The 17,921-nt window shown below is 63.7% G+C and carries 16 protein-coding genes; 10 read left to right on the top strand and 6 right to left on the bottom strand.

The features are described 5' to 3' along the window. Positions 1-4 precede the first annotated feature (4 nt). From nuoL to nuoN, 3 genes are read left to right on the top strand one after another with little or no spacing between them, the layout of a single operon-like run. Entirely contained in the window at positions 5-1,882 is a 1,878-nt protein-coding gene (gene nuoL / locus ABQE44_RS24215) for an NADH-quinone oxidoreductase subunit L (RefSeq protein ID WP_069407693.1), read from the top strand. After that, positions 1,879-3,450 carry an NADH-quinone oxidoreductase subunit M gene (locus tag ABQE44_RS24210; protein ID WP_448421859.1) on the top strand — a complete coding sequence of 524 codons (1,572 nt, stop codon included), beginning with the start codon at positions 1,879-1,881 and terminating at the stop codon, positions 3,448-3,450. Before nuoL ends, ABQE44_RS24210 begins: the two co-directional genes overlap by 4 nt. Next, positions 3,447-5,003, top strand: coding sequence for an NADH-quinone oxidoreductase subunit NuoN (gene nuoN / locus ABQE44_RS24205; RefSeq protein WP_082933146.1), 1,557 nt, complete (start codon positions 3,447-3,449; stop codon positions 5,001-5,003). The genes ABQE44_RS24210 and nuoN overlap by 4 nt, the downstream gene beginning before the upstream one ends. Positions 5,004-5,047: 44 nt before the next feature. Here nuoN and ABQE44_RS24200 read toward each other — a convergent pair whose 3' ends face one another. After that, entirely contained in the window at positions 5,048-5,932 is an 885-nt protein-coding gene (locus ABQE44_RS24200) for a phosphoribulokinase (protein ID WP_069407690.1), read from the bottom strand. 14 nt (positions 5,933-5,946) lie between these two features. After that, the gene (locus ABQE44_RS24195) at positions 5,947-7,020 is read right to left on the bottom strand and encodes a class 1 fructose-bisphosphatase (protein ID WP_064928016.1); all 1,074 of its coding nucleotides are present in this window, start codon (positions 7,018-7,020) and stop codon (positions 5,947-5,949) included. 172 nt (positions 7,021-7,192) lie between these two features. Between ABQE44_RS24195 and ABQE44_RS24190 the strand changes: the two genes are divergently transcribed. Continuing rightward, positions 7,193-7,603, top strand: a complete 411-nt coding sequence (locus ABQE44_RS24190) for a hypothetical protein (protein WP_064928015.1) — start codon at positions 7,193-7,195, stop codon at positions 7,601-7,603. A gap of 445 nt (positions 7,604-8,048) precedes the next feature. Here the strand turns inward: ABQE44_RS24190 and ABQE44_RS24185 are convergent, their stop codons facing one another. Further along, positions 8,049-8,267 carry a hypothetical protein gene (locus tag ABQE44_RS24185; protein ID WP_064928014.1) on the bottom strand — a complete coding sequence of 73 codons (219 nt, stop codon included), beginning with the start codon at positions 8,265-8,267 and terminating at the stop codon, positions 8,049-8,051. A 263-nt stretch (positions 8,268-8,530) separates the two neighbouring features. Between ABQE44_RS24185 and gap the strand changes: the two genes are divergently transcribed. From gap to secG, 4 genes are read left to right on the top strand one after another with little or no spacing between them, the layout of a single operon-like run. Next, complete coding sequence (gene gap / locus ABQE44_RS24180) at positions 8,531-9,553, top strand: type I glyceraldehyde-3-phosphate dehydrogenase (protein WP_448432363.1); 1,023 nt, start codon at positions 8,531-8,533, stop codon at positions 9,551-9,553. A 14-nt stretch (positions 9,554-9,567) separates the two neighbouring features. Next, on the top strand, positions 9,568-10,791 hold the full coding sequence (locus tag ABQE44_RS24175; protein WP_448432361.1) for a phosphoglycerate kinase: 1,224 nt from the start codon (positions 9,568-9,570) through the stop codon (positions 10,789-10,791). Between the two features lie 50 nt (positions 10,792-10,841). Further along, complete coding sequence (gene tpiA / locus ABQE44_RS24170; RefSeq protein WP_448391338.1) at positions 10,842-11,627, top strand: triose-phosphate isomerase; 786 nt, start codon at positions 10,842-10,844, stop codon at positions 11,625-11,627. 30 nt (positions 11,628-11,657) lie between these two features. Then, entirely contained in the window at positions 11,658-11,891 is a 234-nt protein-coding gene (gene secG, locus ABQE44_RS24165) for a preprotein translocase subunit SecG (protein ID WP_448391339.1), read from the top strand. On the opposite strand, the gene ABQE44_RS24160 is transcribed toward secG, so the two are convergent. Then, a complete protein-coding gene (locus ABQE44_RS24160) occupies positions 11,888-12,298 on the bottom strand; it encodes a hypothetical protein (RefSeq protein WP_448391340.1) in 411 nt (136 codons plus the stop codon). The two genes, secG and ABQE44_RS24160, sit on opposite strands and share 4 nt — an antisense overlap. 131 nt (positions 12,299-12,429) lie before the next feature. On the opposite strand from ABQE44_RS24160, the gene ppc reads away from it, so the two are divergent. After that, positions 12,430-15,195, top strand: coding sequence for a phosphoenolpyruvate carboxylase (ppc, locus tag ABQE44_RS24155; RefSeq protein WP_448432359.1), 2,766 nt, complete (start codon positions 12,430-12,432; stop codon positions 15,193-15,195). On the opposite strand, the gene ABQE44_RS24150 is transcribed toward ppc, so the two are convergent. Continuing rightward, entirely contained in the window at positions 15,192-16,154 is a 963-nt protein-coding gene (locus ABQE44_RS24150; protein WP_448432357.1) for an AraC family transcriptional regulator, read from the bottom strand. The two genes, ppc and ABQE44_RS24150, sit on opposite strands and share 4 nt — an antisense overlap. Positions 16,155-16,282: 128 nt before the next feature. On the opposite strand from ABQE44_RS24150, the gene ABQE44_RS24145 reads away from it, so the two are divergent. After that, the gene (locus tag ABQE44_RS24145; protein WP_448432355.1) at positions 16,283-17,335 is read left to right on the top strand and encodes a class I SAM-dependent methyltransferase; all 1,053 of its coding nucleotides are present in this window, start codon (positions 16,283-16,285) and stop codon (positions 17,333-17,335) included. Here the strand turns inward: ABQE44_RS24145 and ABQE44_RS24140 are convergent. Beyond that, positions 17,332-17,703, bottom strand: a complete 372-nt coding sequence (locus tag ABQE44_RS24140) for an ATPase (protein ID WP_448432353.1) — start codon at positions 17,701-17,703, stop codon at positions 17,332-17,334. The genes ABQE44_RS24145 and ABQE44_RS24140 overlap by 4 nt on opposite strands. Between the last annotated feature and the right edge of the window lie 218 nt (positions 17,704-17,921).

Below are 17,921 nucleotides of genomic sequence, written 5' to 3'. Positions count from 1 at the left end.
GGCGATGACGATGGTGTGGATGTTGATCATGTTGCCGCTGGCCGGGTCGGTGGTCCTGCTTCTGGGTGGCAAGAAGGCGAACAACTGGGGTGACTGGCTGGGGTGCACCGCCGCGTTGGCATCGTTTGCCGTTGCTACCGTGTTGTTTGCCGACCTTCTGCGGCGCGATGCCCATGATCGGGTGATCCACGAAACACTTTTCTCCTGGGTGCCGGTGGCACGACTGCAGGTCGACTTCGGGCTGCAACTGGACGCATTGTCCGTGTGTTTCGTGCTGCTGATCACCGGTGTGGGTTCGCTGATCCACATTTACTCCATCGGATATATGGCCGCGGATCCCGGCCGCAGATTGTTCTTTGCCTATCTCAACCTCTTCCTTGCCGCCATGCTTCTGCTGGTACTGGCCGACAACTATCTCGGGCTCTACTTCGGTTGGGAGGGCGTCGGTCTGGCGTCCTACCTGTTGATCGGGTTTTGGTCGCACAAGTCTTCGGCGGCTACTGCGGCCAAGAAGGCGTTCATCGTCAACCGGGTCGGCGATGTCGGTTTGGTGATCGCGATCATGGCCATGTTCGCCGCGGTCGGGTCCATCTCATATACGGGGGTTTTCGCCGCAGCTCCAGCCTTATCGGAGACCACCCTCACCGTCGTGGGGTTATTGCTGTTGTTGGCAGCCTGCGGCAAGAGCGCGCAAGTTCCGCTGCAGTCCTGGCTTGGCGATGCGATGGAGGGCCCCACCCCAGTGTCGGCGCTTATTCACGCGGCCACGATGGTGACAGCGGGTGTATACCTGATCGTTCGTTCCGGTCCGCTGTTCAACCTGGCTCCCGCGGCTCAACTGGCGGTGGCGATCGTGGGCGCAGTCACGCTGTTGTTCGGAGCGATCATCGGCTGCGCCAAGGACGACATCAAAAAGGCCTTGGCCGCGTCCACCATGAGTCAGATCGGCTACATGGTGCTGGCGGCTGGACTCGGACCGGCGGGTTACGCGGTGGCGATCATGCATCTACTGGCGCACGGCTTGTTCAAAGCCGGCCTTTTCCTCGGCGCCGGATCGGTAATGCACGCCATGAACGATGAGGTCAACATGCGGCACTACGGGGGGCTGCGCAAACTGCTGCCCGTCACGTTTGTCACTTTCGGGATCGGCTATCTGGCCATCATCGGTGTTCCACCTTTTGCCGGGTTCTTCTCCAAAGACGCCATCATCGAAACCGCCTTTGCCGCTGGCGGAGTACGCGGATGGCTGTTTGGCGGCGCGGCCCTGGTGGGTGCCGGGATCACCGCGTTCTACATGACAAGGGTGATGCTGCTCACGTTCTTCGGTCGGGCGCGCTGGCGCCCCGACACGCATCCACACGAATCACCGGCGGTCATGACGTGGCCGATGATCGTGTTGGCCTTCGGATCGGTCGTGGGTGGCGCGGCGCTCAGCCTCGGCGGGGCACTGAAGCATTGGCTAGAACCGGTCGTTGGCAGTCACCACGTCCACCATGCGGTGCCGGTCTGGGTGATGACGATCATCACGTTGTCGGTCGTGGCGACCGGCATCGTCATCGCCTACTTCGGATACGCCGCCCGACCGGTGAGCCCCATCGCTACCGGGTGGGTGTCCACGCCGACCGTTGCTGCCCGTAAGGATCTTTACGGCGACGCGGTCAACGAGGCCGTCTTCATGCGCCCGGGTCGCGCACTGAGCCGCTCGCTGGCGACCCTCGACATCCGAGGAATCGACGGTATGGTCACTGGATTGGCGCAAGCTATCGGCATTGCCTCGGCACGAATCCGCCTGCTGCAGAATGGGTTCGTCAGATCCTACGGACTTGGTGTACTCATCGGCGTGACGGTGATTGTCGCGGCCATGAGTTTGGCGAGGCTATGATGAGTCAGTTTCCGTGGTTGAGCGTGCTATGGGTGGTTCCGGTTGTCGGGGCCGGTTTCGTGATGACCCTGCCGCGTCACGCCCGTGATCTGGCGAAGTGGGTCGGGGTAGCGGTCTCGGTCGCCACGGTCGCCGTCGCAGCACTGGTCACCGCGCAGTTCCAGACCTCGGGCGATCGATATCAGTTTGTCGAAAGCCACTCCTGGATCCCCTCATTCGGCGTTGGTTACATCGTCGGGGTCGACGGCATCGCGCTGGTTCTCATCATTCTGACCGTCGTCGTGGTGCCTGTGGTGTTGTTGGCCGGCTGGCATGACGGTGCCAATGAGGGTCGGTCCACCCACGCATATGTGGCCCTGACCCTTCTGCTCGAGGGCATGGTACTGATCTCACTGATGGCGCTGGATGTGCTGCTGTTCTTCATGTTCTTCGAGGTCATGCTGGTACCGCTGTACTTCCTGATCGGTGTATTCGGTGGTGAGCGCCGCGGCAAGGCTGCCCTGAAATTTCTGCTGTACAACCTGTTCGGTGGTCTGATCATGCTTGCGGCGGTGATCGTGCTGTATGTGGCGACGCTGACCAACGGTCTCGGTAGTGAGACCGCGGGAACATTCGATCTTCGGACGATCGCCGCCGCGGTGGCCAACGGCGAGCTCTTGGTCAACCCCGCGGTGCTGAACATGATGTTCTTGGGGTTCATGCTCGCATTCGCGATCAAGGCACCGCTGTGGCCGTTTCACAGTTGGTTGCCCGACGCCGCGGTGGAGGCCACGCCGGCGACCGCGGTACTCATGATGGCGGTCGTCGATAAGGTCGGCACTTTCGGCATGCTGCGCTACTGTCTGCAGTTGTTTCCGCAACCCTCAACATATTTCCGTCCGGCCATCATCGCGCTGGCCGTTACAGCGATTATCTACGGCGCCATCGTGGCCATCGGCCAGACAGATGTGATGCGCCTGATCGCCTACACCTCGATATCGCACTTCGGGTTCATCGTGATGGGCATATTCGTGATGACGAGCGAAGGGCAGTCAGGTTCGACCTTGTACATGGTCAACCACGGCATCGCGACCGCTGCCCTGTTCCTCATCGCCGGGTTCTTGGTGTCACGGCGGGGAACCCGTGCGATCGCTGCGTATGGCGGTGTGCAGAAGGTCGCCCCGGCGTTGGCCGGCACCTTCCTGGTGGCGGGCATGGCCACGTTGGCACTGCCTGGTCTGGCACCGTTCATAAGCGAATTTCTGGTCTTGGTAGGAACATTCACCCGCTATCCGATCTTTGCGGTGTTGGCATCGGTGGCTTTGGTGCTCTCGGCCGTCTACATCCTGTGGCTCTATCAGCGGATGATGACCGGGCCTGTCACCGACGGTAATGAGAAGCTTCGCGACTTGGTGCCGCGCGAGATCGCCGTGGTCAGCCCACTTATCGCCCTACTCATCGTTCTTGGCTTTTATCCCAAACCGGCACTTGATCTCATCAACCCTGCGGTCGCCCACACGTTGACGAGCATCGGTCAGCAGGATCCACAGCCGACGGTGCCGACAGCAGCGGAAGGATCTGACCCATGACAATGTTGCTGAGCCTGCCCGCTCCGAGCATCGAATATAGCTGGCTCTCACCGATGTTGATGGTCTTCGGGGCGGCCGTCATCGGGGTTGCGGTCGAGGCATTCGCGCCGACCCGCCGCCGTTACCGTATCCAGCTGACCCTGTGCCTGGGCGCATTGCTGGCGGCTTTGGTTGCAGTCATGGCACTGGCGCTCACCGGCGCCCATGGGGCCGCGGTGGTCGGCGCGGTCGCCGTTGACGGGCCGACACTGTTTCTCCAGGGCCTCATCCTGCTGATCGGTGTGCTGGCCCTTCTGCTGATCGCTGAGCGCCGCAGCTCCGGTGGTTTGGATGCCTTCACTCCCCAGGCGTCGGCGGTTCCCGGCAGCGTCGCCCAGATCGAGGCGACCCAGGTTCGGGCCATGCAGACCGAGGTGTTTCCGCTGACGATGTTCGCACTCGGCGGCGTGCTGCTGTTCCCGGCGGCCAATGACCTGTTGACGATGTTCATCGCGCTGGAGGTGTTCTCATTTCCGTTGTACCTGTTGTGCGGGCTGGCGCGACACCGTCGGGTGTTGTCCCAGGAAGCATCCCTCAAGTACTTCCTGTTGGGTGCTTTCTCGTCGGCAATCTTCCTCTATGGCATGGCGATGCTGTACGGGCACGCCGGAACGTTGTCCTTGACCGGTATCGCTGAGGTGCTCGCCAGCGGCGCCGGTCACGGTGGGCTCGCAGTGGTGGGCATGGGCCTGTTGTCGGTCGGGGTGTTCTTCAAGGTTGGTGCTGTGCCGTTCCACTCCTGGATCCCCGACGTTTACCAGGGTGCGCCCACCGCGATCACCGCGTTCATGGCTGCCGCCACCAAGATCGCTGCCTTCGGCGCCATGTTGCGCATCTTCTACGTCGCATTACCCGGCCTGCAGGCCGGCTGGCGTCCGCTGACGTGGGCGGCGGCGATCGTGACCATGGTCGCGGGTTCGGTCATGGTCGTCGTCCAGACCGACATCAAGCGGATACTGGCTTACTCCGCGATCGCCCAGGCGGGGTTCATTCTCATCGGGGTTGCTGCAGCAAACGTGGCTGGGCTCTTTTCGACGTTGTTTTATCTGGTGGCGTACGGCTTGGCCACCTTGGGCGCGTTCGCTGTCGTGACGTTGGTCCGCGCTGCCGGTGGCGAGGAGGACACCGACATCGCCAGCTGGGCCGGCTTGGGTCGGCGCGCCCCGCTGCTCGGTGCGGCGTTCACGATCTTCCTGCTGGCGTTTGCCGGGGTTCCACTCACCAGCGGTTTCATCGCGAAATTCGCCGTGTTCAAGGCGGCAGGTGAAGGCGGCGCAATCCCGCTGGTCGTCGTCGGTGTCATCGCAAGTGCCGTCGCGGCATTCGTTTACGTGCGCGTGATTGTCGTCATGTATTCGGCAACGCCGTACCGTGATGGCCTGCCTCAGGTGGTGGTACCTGGTTCGATGACCCGCGTCGCGATTTTGGCAGGTGCCACCGCGACGGTGCTGTTCGGGGTGCTGCCGCAGTCCTTGCTGGCCTTGGCAGGCAATACCGGAGGTTTCCTGAACTGAGCCCCGGCAGGCGAACCGGCCGGGGCTCAGTCGGCGAAAAATGGCTATCGAAGGCCGAGTTCGGCCATGCGCCGGTCCCGTAAGCGCAGCACCATCGGTGTGAAGATCAGCTGCATCGCCAGATCCATTTTGCCGCCGGGACACACGATGGTGTTCGCGCGGGTCATGAACGAACCATGAAGCATCGAAAGCAGATACGGGAAGTCGATACCGTGCGGATCACGAAACCGAATGATCAGCATCGACTCGTCGGCCGTTGGGATGGCTCTGGCGATGAAGGGGTTGGATGTGTCGACGACAGGCACGCGCTGGAAGTTGACGTCGGTGTTCGAAAACTGGGGACAGATGTAGTTCAGATAGTCCGGCATCCGGCGAAGGATCGTGTCGGTAACGGCTTCTGAGCTATACCCACGCGTCAGCTTGTCCCGATGCAACTTCTGGATCCACTCCAGGTTGATCACCGGCACAACGCCTATGCGCAAGTCCGCGTAGGCCGCGACGTTGACTTCGTCGGTTGCAACAGCACCATGCAGGCCCTCGTAGAAGAGCATGTCGGTGTTGTCCGGTATGGCCTCCCACGGCGTGAACGTTCCCGGATCCTGCCCGTAGGGCTCGGCTTCCTTCTCGTCGTGCAGATACCGTCGAACCTTTCCGGTCCCTGTTTCACCGTAGGTCTGAAACAGATCCTGGAGTTCCTCGAACAGGTTTGCGTCGGGTCCGAAGTGGCTGAAGCTGTGGTCGCCCCGGGCGTAGGCGTCCGCGATGGCAGCCTTCATTTCTGCACGGTTGAAGCGGTGGAAGCTGTCACCCTCGACGAAAGCCACGCGCACCTGCTCACGGCGGAAGATCTGCTCGAAGGTGCGCATCACCGACGTGGTGCCGGCGCCAGACGACCCGGTAACCGAAATGATCGGATGCAGACGAGACACGGATCTCTCCTTCCTCAGCCAACCGTGGCGCGGAACAGTCCGCGACGGCCGTACAGCGGCAAATCCCCGGGGTTGTCATTGCTTTCCAGGTGGTAGCTTTCGATCCGTTCCACTTCCTCTTTCACGCCAAAGATCAACGGCACGCGCTGGTGGATGTGCTCTGGAACGACATCGCGTATGCGGCCACGCCCGGTGCTGGCCGCGCCGCCTGCCTGCTCGATCAGGAACGCCACCGGGCTGGCCTCGTACAGAAGTCTCAGACGACCGGGCTTGCTGGCGTCTTTTGTATCGCGCGGATAGAGGAAAACGCCTCCTCGCGTGAGTATTCGGTGTGTCTCGGCCACGAGGGAGGCGACCCAACGCATGTTGAAGTCCCGTCCCCGAGGTCCCGACCGGCCCGCCAGACACTCGTCGATATACCGCCGCACGGCCGGTTCCCAGAATCGCCGGTTGGAGGCGTTGATCGCGAACTCTTTCGCAGTGGGTGGAATAAGTATGGATTCACGAGTCAGGATGAACTCTCCGAGTCCGGGATCCAATGTGAAGGCGTGCACGCCGGTCCCCACCGTGAGCACAAGCACCGTTGACGGCCCATAGAGGGCGTACCCGGCACACACCTGCTCGGCCCCGGGCTGCAGAAAGTCCTCGGGACTGGGGTCGGCACCCGGATGGGCAGCCCGCAGGATCGAAAATATGCTGCCCACTGAGACATTGACATCGATGTTCGATGACCCATCCAACGGGTCGAATATCAGCAGGTACTTGCCGCGTGGGTACTCCCCGGGAAGCAGATAGGGATGGTCGAGCTCCTCGGACGCCATCCCGGCGACCTGGCCACCCCATTCGTTGGCCCGCAGGAAGTAATCGTTGGCCACCACGTCGAGCTTGTGCTGGACTTCGCCCTGGACATTCACCCCGCCGGCGGAACCGACGGCGCCAGCTAGCTCCCCGACCGCGACACGCTTGGAGATTGCCTTACACGCAAGCGCCACACTGAGTATCAGGCCGTTGAGGTCACCGCTCGCGCTCGGATGCTCGCGTCTCTCGTTGATCAGGAACTGCACAAGGGTCGTGTGAGAAGCAAGCATGAGCCGTTCCTTGCATCGAGTTGGTCACTTGGGGTCGCCGCACCCGGGCAACCGGGATCAATCTGATATTGCTGGCACGGTGCGTTACGGCCATCCCCCATGTGGGTGGGGTAGGCGGGGAATCTGAGCGGCAACATTTCCCGGTGCCGAACTCCGGCTTAGCATCACCGCCATGAAGGAGCCGAGGGTGCTGGCCGCCCGTGAACGAATGCGGGTTCTGGTCTACAGCGACAACGCAGCGACTCGCGGTCAGGTGCTCACCGGTTTGGGCTCACGTCCACACCCAGGACTCCCAGAGGTCGAGTATGTCGAGGCCGCAACGCATGCGGCGGCGATCGCGCTGGTGCATACAGGCAACATTGGGCTGGCCATACTCGACGGCGAGGCCACCCCCGCGGGCGGCATGGCCATCGCGAAACAGGTGCGGAACGAAGTCGACGAATGTCCGCCGATCATCGTTCTCATCGGACGATCAGAGGACGGATGGTTAGCGCGCTGGGCGCAGGCCGATGCGGTGGTGGTGCACCCGCTGGACGCGATCCGGCTCGCTGAAGCTCTGGCCGCGTTGGTACTGAGCGCGTGAGCCCGTTCGTGGCTCGAAACGTCTGACGTGTCCGTTTGGCTGAAGTAAACAGCGCGATGTCGATGATGAATGCTCGATAGACAGTTGTGCATCACGCTGGCAACATTCCTGTCGGACTGCTGCTACGGCACCGTAACGATTGAACAGAGACGAAATACGTTATCCCCTGGAGGTTGCGGTGTCAGATGTCAAGAGCGTTGCGGGGGCCGACCTTGTCATCGACGCACACCGAGCTACCCGGCCGAGCATCCATCCTCGCCGCACCGCACCGAACCCTCGCAGGCGTCGGGCACCATCGCATGTGCAGCGCGCCGACTGCCTGGTTTTCGATGGAATCGTTGAGACGGCCTGGGTTTCGGGTCCAAGCCACGGGTCTCCAGTGGTGCTACTGACCCGGCTGCCGAGTCCGTTGGACGCCGTATGCCAACGCCTGCGCATCGCGGATCTACGCACTGTTGTCATCGACATTGACGATCGGATGACCGTTGACACAGTGGTAGGGATACTCGATGCGATCGGCGTGAAATGTGCCGTGCTGGCCGGAGACCGGGGCGGTGGTGAGTTGGCGTGGAGGCTGGCCGCGGCCCGTCCGGATCGCTTCACCGGGTTGGTGGTGATCGATGTCGGTCACCCCGAAGTAGCTGGCCGACCGTGCTTCGCCCACGGCGTGCCTTGTCCGCCAATCAACGTCAATACCACAGCCATAGTGAGTAATTCAGATGCGCTGGACGCGGTACACGCCAGCGGACGTTACATTTGCGGCGATTTCCGGTTAGTACGGTCGTCGCGGCATGCACCACACTTCATAGCTCAGGTTGCCTCCGAGATCGTGCTGCGATCCGCCGTCTGGTAATCATCGATGTGCCCCAACGCTGCGCTGGCGCATCGAACGGAAACAGACCTCCTCCAACAAAGAAAGGCACGGACGTGACGATCCGGGTAGGCGTTAACGGTTTCGGCCGCATCGGGCGCAACTTCTACCGTGCCCTGGCGGCGCAGCAGGCCGAGGGCAAGAGCACCGATATCGAGGTCGTCGCGGTCAACGACCTCACCGACAATGCCACCTTGGCCCATCTGCTGAAGTTCGACTCGATTCTGGGTCGGCTCCCCGAGGACGTCTCTCTCGAGGGCGAGGACACGATCGTCATCGGCAACACCAAGATCAAGGCGCTGGAGGTCAAGGAGGGCCCGGCCGCGCTGCCGTGGGGTGACTTGGGCGTGGACGTGGTGGTCGAGTCCACCGGTATCTTCACCGACGCCGCAAAGGCCAAGGGCCACCTGGAGGCCGGCGCCAAGAAGGTCATCATCTCCGCACCCGCCAAGGGCGAGGACCTGACGGTCGTGCTCGGCGTGAACGAGGACAAGTACGACGGCAGCCAGAACATCATCTCCAATGCGTCGTGCACCACGAACTGCCTCGGCCCGCTGGCCAAGGTCCTCAACGACGAGTTCGGCATCGTCAAGGGCCTGATGACGACCATCCACGCCTACACCCAGGACCAGAATCTGCAGGACGGCCCGCACAGCGACCTGCGCCGCGCCCGCGCTGCCGCGGTGAACATCGTGCCGACCTCCACTGGTGCGGCCAAGGCCATCGGGCTGGTGCTGCCGGAGTTGCAGGGCAAGCTCGACGGTTATGCGCTGCGGGTGCCGATTCCCACCGGTTCGGTTACCGATTTGACCGCGGAGCTGAGCAGGTCGGCCACCGTGGAGGCGATCAACGCGGCGTTCAAGGCCGCCGCCGACGGTCCGCTCAAGGGGATTCTCAAGTACTACGACGTCCCGATCGTGTCGGCCGACATTGTCACCGATCCGCACAGCTCGCTGTTCGACTCCGGGCTGACGAAGGTGATCGACAACCAGGCCAAGGTGGTGTCCTGGTACGACAACGAGTGGGGCTACGCCAACCGGTGCGTGGATCTGGTTGCGCTGGTCGGCAAGTCCCTCTAGCAGACGCGGCAGCTGTGGCGATCAAATCACTCGACGACCTTCTCGCCGAGGGTGTTTCGGGCAGAGGCGTGTTGGTGCGCTCGGATCTCAACGTCCCGCTGGACGACGGCGACATCACCGACCCCGGGCGGATCACCGCGTCGGTGCCGACGCTGCGCGCACTGGCCGACGCCGGTGCGAAGGTCATCGTCACCGCGCACCTGGGCAGGCCCAAGGGCGCCCCGGACCCCAAGTTGTCGCTGGCGCCGGTGGCCGCGGCGCTGGGGGAGCAGCTGGGCAGACACGTGCAGTTGGCCGGTGATGTCGTGGGTACTGACGCGCTGGCCCGGGCCGAGGGCCTGACCGACGGCGACGTGCTGCTGCTGGAGAACATCCGCTTCGATCCGCGCGAGACCAGCAAGGACGACGACGAGCGGCTGGCACTTGCCAGACAGCTGGCCGAACTCGTCAGCGCCCCTGACGGTTCGCCGGGCAGCTTCGTGTCCGACGGCTTCGGGGTGGTGCACCGCAAGCAGGCCTCGGTGTACGACGTGGCCACGCTGCTGCCGCATTATGCGGGCCGATTGGTGGAAGCCGAGGTCAAGGTCCTCGAGCAGCTGACCAGTTCGACCGAGAGGCCCTACGCCGTGGTGCTCGGCGGATCAAAGGTGTCCGACAAGCTCGCGGTCATCGAGAACCTGGCGACCAAAGCCGACAGCATCATCATCGGCGGCGGGATGTGCTTCACATTCCTTGCGTCCCAAGGGCTTCCGGTGGGCAATTCACTTCTCGAAGAGAGCATGATCGAGACCTGCCGCAAGCTGCTGGACACCTACGCCGACGTGATCCACCTGCCGGTGGACATCGTGGTGGCCGACGAGTTCGTCGCCGATGCCACTCCTGAGACCGTGCGTGCCGACCAGATCCCCGGCGGCAAAATGGGTTTGGACATCGGCCCGGGTTCGGTGGAGCGGTTCACCAACCTGTTGTCCAACGCCCAGACCGTGTTCTGGAACGGCCCGATGGGCGTGTTCGAGTTCGCGTCGTTCGCCGCGGGGACCAAGGGGGTGGCCGAGGCCATCATCGCCGCGACGGGCAAGGGCGCGTTCAGCGTCGTCGGCGGCGGCGATTCGGCGGCCGCGGTGCGTCAACTCGGCCTGCCGGCCGACGGCTTTTCCCACATTTCCACCGGAGGCGGGGCGTCGTTGGAATACCTTGAGGGCAAGAAACTGCCCGGCATTACTGTTTTAGAAGAGTGAGCCGTTTTAGAAGAGTGAGCCGTTCTGGAAGAGTGAGAGGTACCACAGTCGTGAGCCGCAAGCCGCTGATCGCCGGCAACTGGAAGATGAACCTCAACCACTTCGAGGCGATCGCGTTGGTGCAGAAGATCGCGTTCGCGCTGCCGGCGAAGTACTTCGACAAGGTCGACGTCGCGGTGCTGCCGCCGTTCACCGACCTGCGCAGCGTGCAGACGTTGGTCGACGGGGACAAGCTGCTGCTGACGTACGGTGCCCAGGATCTGTCACAGCATGATTCCGGCGCTTACACCGGCGAGATCAGCGGCGCCTTCCTGGCCAAGCTGGGGTGCACGTTCGTCGTTGTCGGGCACTCGGAGCGCCGGACCTATCACCACGAGGACGACGCCGTTGTTGCCGCGAAGGCCGCCGCCGCGTTCCGGCACGGGCTGGTGCCCATCATCTGCATCGGCGAGCAGCTTGAGGTGCGCGAGGCGGGCAACCACGTCGAACACAACGTGGAGATGCTGCGCGGTTCGCTGGCCGGCCTGTCGACCGAGCAGATCGGGCAGGCGGTAATCGCCTACGAGCCGGTGTGGGCCATCGGCACGGGACGCGTCGCCAGCGCAGCCGATGCGCAGGAGGTCTGTAATGCCATCCGCACGGAGCTGGCAGCACTGGCATCCGCTGACCTGGCCGCCGGGGTGCGGGTGCTCTACGGCGGTTCGGTGAACGCCAAGAACGTCGGCGAGATCGTCGCGCAAGATGACGTGGACGGGGCGCTGGTCGGCGGGGCGTCGTTGGACGGTGAGCAGTTCGCCACGCTGTCGGCCATCGCGGCCGGCGGGCCGTTGCCGTAGCGGCCAACTCCGGCCTGTACGCTGGCTGCCATGGAATTGGGCCTGCAGATACTCCTGGTTGTGACCAGCTTGCTGGTTATCCTCCTGGTCCTGCTGCATCGCGCCAAGGGCGGCGGGCTGTCGAGCTTGTTCGGCGGCGGTGTGCAGTCGAGCTTGTCCGGCTCGACGGTCGTCGAGAAGAACCTGGACCGTCTGACGCTGTTCATCACCGGTATCTGGCTGGTGGCGATCATCGGCGTCGGCCTGCAGATCAAGTACGGCTAGCGGGGAGCGACCACCGACGGCGTCACGATCGGCGCCATACCGGGATTCTGGGGAGCCTCCGGCGCCACCGGTAGCTGGCCGATGACCGCCCCTGGCGGCATTCGCGGTGGCACGCCTGGTTGTTCGACCCCTTGGGCCTCAGCAGGCGGCGCGTAGCAGTTCGGCGAACCGTCGGCCTGCGTGTCGTCCGGATCCGAGGTGGGCACCCCGCCCGAGTCGACGCAGCAGAGGTCAGCACTTCTGACGGTCTGCTTCATGCAGTTGTCGTAGGCCTCGATGTCCCATTCGCCGTCGTCGGGTGCGGCGGCGGCGATCGCATTCGCCGACAGTGCGACCGCAGCGGCGAACACCGCGGCCGATGCGAAGCGGGTCAAAGCGGATCCGGTGTTGGTGATGGTTGTGGCCATGATGGCCTCCTACAGAGGTGTCGAGATGGAAATATCGTCCGCGCATCCGCGCGCCGTTTTCCGGGAATGGCCAAACTTCTTCGGTGGTCGTTGAGTGGGCAAGAAACGTGGCGGCACGGATACTGGAACGCATGGTCGACGATCTCGAGCCGATCGGCTCGGTACAGCGCACCCAGGTCGGCCGCGAGGCGACCGAGCCGATGCGCGAAGACATCCGGTTGCTCGGCGGGATTCTCGGCGACACCATCCGTGAACACAACGGTGAGGAGATCTTCGACCTGGTCGAACGCGCCCGCGTGGAATCTTTCCGGGTTCGGCGCTCCGAGATTGACCGTGCCGAGCTGGCCGGGATGTTCGACGGCATCGCCGTGCGGAAGTCGATCGCCATCATCCGCGCATTCACGCAGTTCGCGCTGCTGGCCAACGTCGCCGAGGACATCCACCGGGAGCGCCGGCGCGCAGTGCATGTGGCCGCCGGCGAGCCGCCGCAACCCAGCAGCCTGGCCGCCACATATGCGAAACTCGATTCCGCCCAGCTGGATTCGGACCGGGTCGCCGAGGCGCTCACTGGTGCGCTGGTGTCGCCGGTGATTACCGCGCACCCCACCGAGACGCGCCGACGCACCATCTTCTCCACCCAGCATCGGATCACCGAGCTGATGCGTCAGCGGCTGCACGGCTTCGGCGATATCGAAGACGAACTGCGCAGACACATCCTGACGATGTGGCAGACCGCCTTGGTCCGGTTGTCGCGGTTGCAGATCCAGGATGAGATCGAGACCGGGCTACGGTACTACCGGTCGGCGTTCTTCGAGGTCATCCCGCAGGTAAACGCCGAAGTGCGCGCGGCACTTCAAGAACGTTGGTCCGACACCGGATTGCTCGACGAGCCGATGTTGCGGCCGGGGTCCTGGATCGGCGGCGACCGCGACGGCAACCCGAACGTCACCGGTGAGGTGGTGCGGATCGCGACGGGTGAAGCCGCGTTCACTGCACTGGATCACTACTTCAGTGAGCTCGCCGCGCTGGAAGAAGAGTTGTCGATGTCCGCCCGGCTCGTGACGACCAGCGAGGCGCTGACTGCGCTGGCCGACACGTGCGCCGATCCCGTCCGCGACGACGAACCGTATCGTCGCGCGGTACGCGTCATCCGCGGCCGGCTTACCGCCACGGCCGGGGAGATCCTCGACCACCAGCCCGAACGCGAACTCGACCTCGGCTTGCCGCGCTATGAGACGTCGCACGACCTGCTCGCCGACCTCGATGTCGTGGACGCGTCACTGCGGGCCGACGGCAGCGCGCTACTTGCCGACGATCGGCTGGCCGCGCTGCGAGAAGCAGTGCGGGTATTCGGCTTTCACCTGTGCGCGCTGGACATGCGGCAAAACTCCGACGTCCACGAAGAGGTGATCACCGAGCTGCTGGAGTGGGCCGGTGTGCACCCCGACTACGGCGGCCTGCCCGAACAGGAGCGCGTCGAGTTGTTGGCCGCGGAGTTGGCCAACAGGCGGCCGCTTGTGAAACCGGACGCCGAACTGTCCGAGCTGGCCCGCAAAGAACTCGACATCATGGTGGCCGCGGCGCGGGCCGTGCGAGTGTTCGGCCCGCGGGCAGTGCCCAACTACATCATCTCGATGTGCGAGTCGGTCTCCGACCTGCTCGAAGCGGCATTGCTACTCAAAGAAGCTGGCCTGCTCGATGTTTCGACAGAGCACGCATATGCGCCGGTCGGCATCGTGCCATTGTTCGAGACGATCGAGGACCTGCAACGCGGCGCCTCGGTACTGGAAGCGGCGCTGCAGGTGCCGCTGTACCGGGCCGTCGTCGCGGCGCGCAGTGACCACCAGGAAGTGATGCTGGGTTATTCAGACTCCAACAAGGACGGCGGATACCTGGCGGCCAACTGGGCGCTGTACCGGGCCGAACTCGATCTGGTCGAGTCGGCTCGCAATACCGGGATCCGGTTGCGGCTCTTCCACGGCCGCGGCGGCACCGTCGGTCGCGGCGGCGGCCCCAGCTACGAGGCGATCCTCGCCCAGCCGCCGGGCGCGGTGAACGGGTCGTTGCGGCTCACCGAACAGGGTGAGGTGATCGCGGCCAAATACGCCGAACCGCAGATCGCGCGCCGCAACCTGGAGACGCTGCTGGCCGCGACGCTGGAGGCCACGCTGCTCGACGTCGAAGGCCTCGGCGATGACGCGGAGCCGGCGTATCGGGTGCTCGACGACCTGGCGACCAGCGCGCGTCGCGCCTACTCCGAATTAGTACATGACACACCGGGTTTCGTCGACTACTTCATGTTGTCCACACCGGTCAGCGAGATCGGTGCACTCAACATCGGCAGCAGGCCGACGTCGCGCAAACCCACAACGTCGATCGCCGATCTGCGCGCGATCCCGTGGGTGCTGGCGTGGAGCCAGTCGCGGGTGATGCTGCCGGGCTGGTACGGCACTGGTACAGCGTTCGAAGATTACGTCGCCGGTGACGACGGGCAGCTGCAGACGTTGCAGGAGCTGTATCGGCGCTGGCCGTTCTTCCGCACCGTGCTGTCTAACATGGCGCAGGTGCTCGCCAAATCCGATATGGGGCTGGCGGCGCGCTACTCCGAGCTGGTCGAGGACGAGGCGCTGCGCAGCAGGGTGTTCGACAAGATCCTCGACGAGTACCACCGCACCATCCGGATGCACAAGCTGATCACCGGCCAGGAGGATCTGCTGGCCGACAACCCCGCGCTGGCACGTTCGGTGTTCAACAGGTTTCCGTACCTGGAACCGCTGAACCATCTGCAGGTGGAGCTGCTACGCCGGTACCGATCGGGTGACACCGACGAACTTGTGCAGCGCGGCATCCTGCTCACCATGAGCGGGCTGGCCAGCGCACTGCGCAACAGCGGCTAGTCTTCGCCGCACTGACGGCGCCAGGTCGCAGGTGGCATACCAGTCTCACGCTTGAACGCCCTGGAGAATGCGGCTTCGGAGTCGTATCCCACTCGTTTCGCCAGCTGAATCATCGATCTGTTGCCCTGGCGCAGTTCGTGTGTGGCGATCTGCATCCGCCATTGGGTCAGGTATTGCATCGGCGGGATGCCGATCAGCCGGTTGAAGCGGTCAGCCAGAGCGGAGCGGGACAGTGCCACCTCCCGGCTCAATGTCTCTGCGGTCCAGGGATCACCGGGCCTGGCGTGGAGCAGGTTCAGTGCATGCGAGACGTACGGGTCTCTGAGCCCCGCCAGCCAGCCGGTCTGTTCTGCCGGCAACCCTTCGGCGTACCGGCGCACGGCTTCCACGAACAGCAGCTCAGAAATCTTCGCCAGCACGGTCTCGGCACCCATGCGACCCGTGGCGATCTCATCTGCTGCGTAACTGAAAGTGCTACGGATCCACTGGGCCGCTCCACCTTGTCCAAGGTGCAGGCGAAGTGCTGAGGGCAGTGCTGCGACAACGGGATTCCGACCGAGGTTGTCACCGCCAAGGAATCCGCAGACGATCCGAGTCCTGGCGCCGCCGCCGCCGAGCCGGATGGCCGACAGCCCGCCACCGACGGAAGGCTTGACGATGTCATCGCTTGCCACCGGGCGCAGACGCAGGTCGCCGCCGAGTAGGTGTAAGTCGTTGCGCGGGAACATCACCAGTTCGCCGGTGTTCAGTTCGAACGGGGGACCGGCCGGCATCTGCACGCGCAGCCGACCTTCGACGACGAAGTGGTAAGGAATGATCTCGGCTGTCTTGCCGAGAAATGGAGCGCAGGTCTCCGGCCGCACCCGGGTGCTCAAGCACCATGGATCGGAGAACTCCGCGTGCAGAAACACGCCGCCGCGCAACGGGGTGGTTCGCAGCACATCCGACAATGGATCCATTCCATCACCCCGGTGTTTCGATCAAGACCGCCGGTGACCGAGCCATTGCAAGCGTGGTCAGCATGTCTCAAAGTCTTGTTCACGAGCCGCCATGCTGCGGATGATTTGATCAATTCGAGGTGATCCGAATGGACGAACACAAACTGAACACCTTTCTCGGGCAGGTCCTCCATGACCTTGGTGGTGCTTTCGGTATCGCCTTGGTACGCATGGGCCGTCAGCTCGGACTGTACGAAGCGTTGCGAACCCACGGCCCGTTGAACTCTGCCGCGCTGGCGCAGGAAGCCGGCCTGGCGGAACGGTATGTCCGGGAATGGCTGTCCTATCACGCGGCATCGAACTACGTCAGTTACGACCCGACGACGCAGCAGTTCGCGTTGACTGCCGAGCAGGCGGCGGTCTTTGCCGACGAGGACAGCCCCAGCTACCTCGTCGACGCCTTCGATGCAGCCGCCGCCTACCTGGGGAATCAGGACAAAGTGCAGGCCGCGTTCAGAACCGGCGGCGGAGTTGGCTGGGCTCACCAGACGAACTGCCTGTTCTGCGCGGTGGCCCGCTTTTTCCGTCCGGGATACCTGGTCCACCTGATCGACAATTGGCTTCCCGCGCTGGACGGCGTGCTGGAGAAGCTCAGCGACGGCGCGAAGGTGGCCGACGTCGGTTGCGGCCACGGCTACACGACAGTCCTGATGGCCAAGGCTTTTCCGGATTCGGAGTTCGTTGGATTCGATTTCCATCCGGAATCCATTTGCGAAGCCCGAAAACACGCCAAAGCACATGGCCTAACCGACAACATCCGGTTCGAGGTTGGCGCCGCCGCGGAGTATCCGGGCACCGACTACGACCTCGTGACATTCTTCGACTGCCTACACGACATGGGCGATCCCACCGGCGCGGCCGCCCATGTGCGCGGCTCGCTGAAGCCCGACGGATGCTGGATGATCGTCGAACCATTTGCCTACGACACGCTAGAGGAAAACCTCAACCCGGTCGGGCGGTTGTATTACGCCGCATCCACGATGGTGTGTGTCCCGGCATCGCTGGACCAGGAAGTCGGGGCTGCGCTTGGAGCGCAGGCCGGCGAACGTCGATTGCGTGAAGTCGTGACGGGCGGTGGTTTCCGAACTCTTCGCCGGGCCATCGAAACCCCCTTCAACCTTGTGCTCGAGGCGACCTGCTAAAGCCCGGCGCTGCGCCGGACCTTGTTCACCGCGTCGCGCACCACCTGTTCGGTGGCCGCCAACGGTGAGAGCATCGATTCCCCGACACCGACGAGGCGTTCGACGCGGCCGACGATCCCCTCCATCCGGTCGACCACCGCGTTGAGCCGCGGTGCGAGTTCGTTGATGCTGTTGATCGTCCCGTTGAACCGTTCCAGCGTGGCATCGAGGTTCTCGGTGGAGCTGTTGAGATCCTCGAGTGTCTCGCTGAGCCCCTCCAGGATGGTATCGACCTGCTCGACGGTGACATCAGCGTTGAGCGCCGCCTGCGCCAGCTTCCTGATTCGCTCGGGCCCGGTGCGCACCTGCTTACCGCTTTTGTCTGCCATGGCCACAATTATGACCATTCGACGGAACCGCCGTGCCGAACCGGGCGTCTAATCAGTGTGACGACGTGCGAAGGCGCCCTGCGTCCCGCCAATGCCGGACCGACCCGCGACGCGCCGCTCTCGTACCTGATGCGACTCGGTCAGCGACCGACTACACCGCGGGTTACCGTGACGGTGAAACCGATTGTCCTGCAACCGGCTACGACTGACGATGTGTC

Source organism: Mycolicibacterium sp. XJ2546 (assembly GCF_053483195.1).
Note: the sequence above shows the minus strand (reverse complement) of the source record. Positions and strands in the feature narration are given on the sequence as shown.

Bases quoted from the DNA above. Each gene is read 5' to 3' on its own strand.
- secG (WP_448391339.1), top strand. From the start codon at position 11,658: ATGGAATTGGGCCTGCAGATACTCCTGGTTGTGACCAGCTTGCTGGTT.
- ABQE44_RS24145 (WP_448432355.1), top strand. From the start codon at position 16,283: ATGGACGAACACAAACTGAACACCTTTCTCGGGCAGGTCCTCCATGAC.
- ABQE44_RS24150 (WP_448432357.1), bottom strand. From the start codon at position 16,154: ATGGATCCATTGTCGGATGTGCTGCGAACCACCCCGTTGCGCGGCGGC.
- nuoL (WP_069407693.1), top strand. From the start codon at position 5: ATGACGATGGTGTGGATGTTGATCATGTTGCCGCTGGCCGGGTCGGTG.
- nuoN (WP_082933146.1), top strand. From the start codon at position 3,447: ATGACAATGTTGCTGAGCCTGCCCGCTCCGAGCATCGAATATAGCTGG.
- ABQE44_RS24140 (WP_448432353.1), bottom strand. From the start codon at position 17,703: ATGGCAGACAAAAGCGGTAAGCAGGTGCGCACCGGGCCCGAGCGAATC.
- ABQE44_RS24190 (WP_064928015.1), top strand. From the start codon at position 7,193: ATGAAGGAGCCGAGGGTGCTGGCCGCCCGTGAACGAATGCGGGTTCTG.
- ppc (WP_448432359.1), top strand. From the start codon at position 12,430: ATGGTCGACGATCTCGAGCCGATCGGCTCGGTACAGCGCACCCAGGTC.
- ABQE44_RS24160 (WP_448391340.1), bottom strand. From the start codon at position 12,298: ATGGCCACAACCATCACCAACACCGGATCCGCTTTGACCCGCTTCGCA.
- ABQE44_RS24195 (WP_064928016.1), bottom strand. From the start codon at position 7,020: ATGCTTGCTTCTCACACGACCCTTGTGCAGTTCCTGATCAACGAGAGA.
- ABQE44_RS24210 (WP_448421859.1), top strand. From the start codon at position 1,879: ATGATGAGTCAGTTTCCGTGGTTGAGCGTGCTATGGGTGGTTCCGGTT.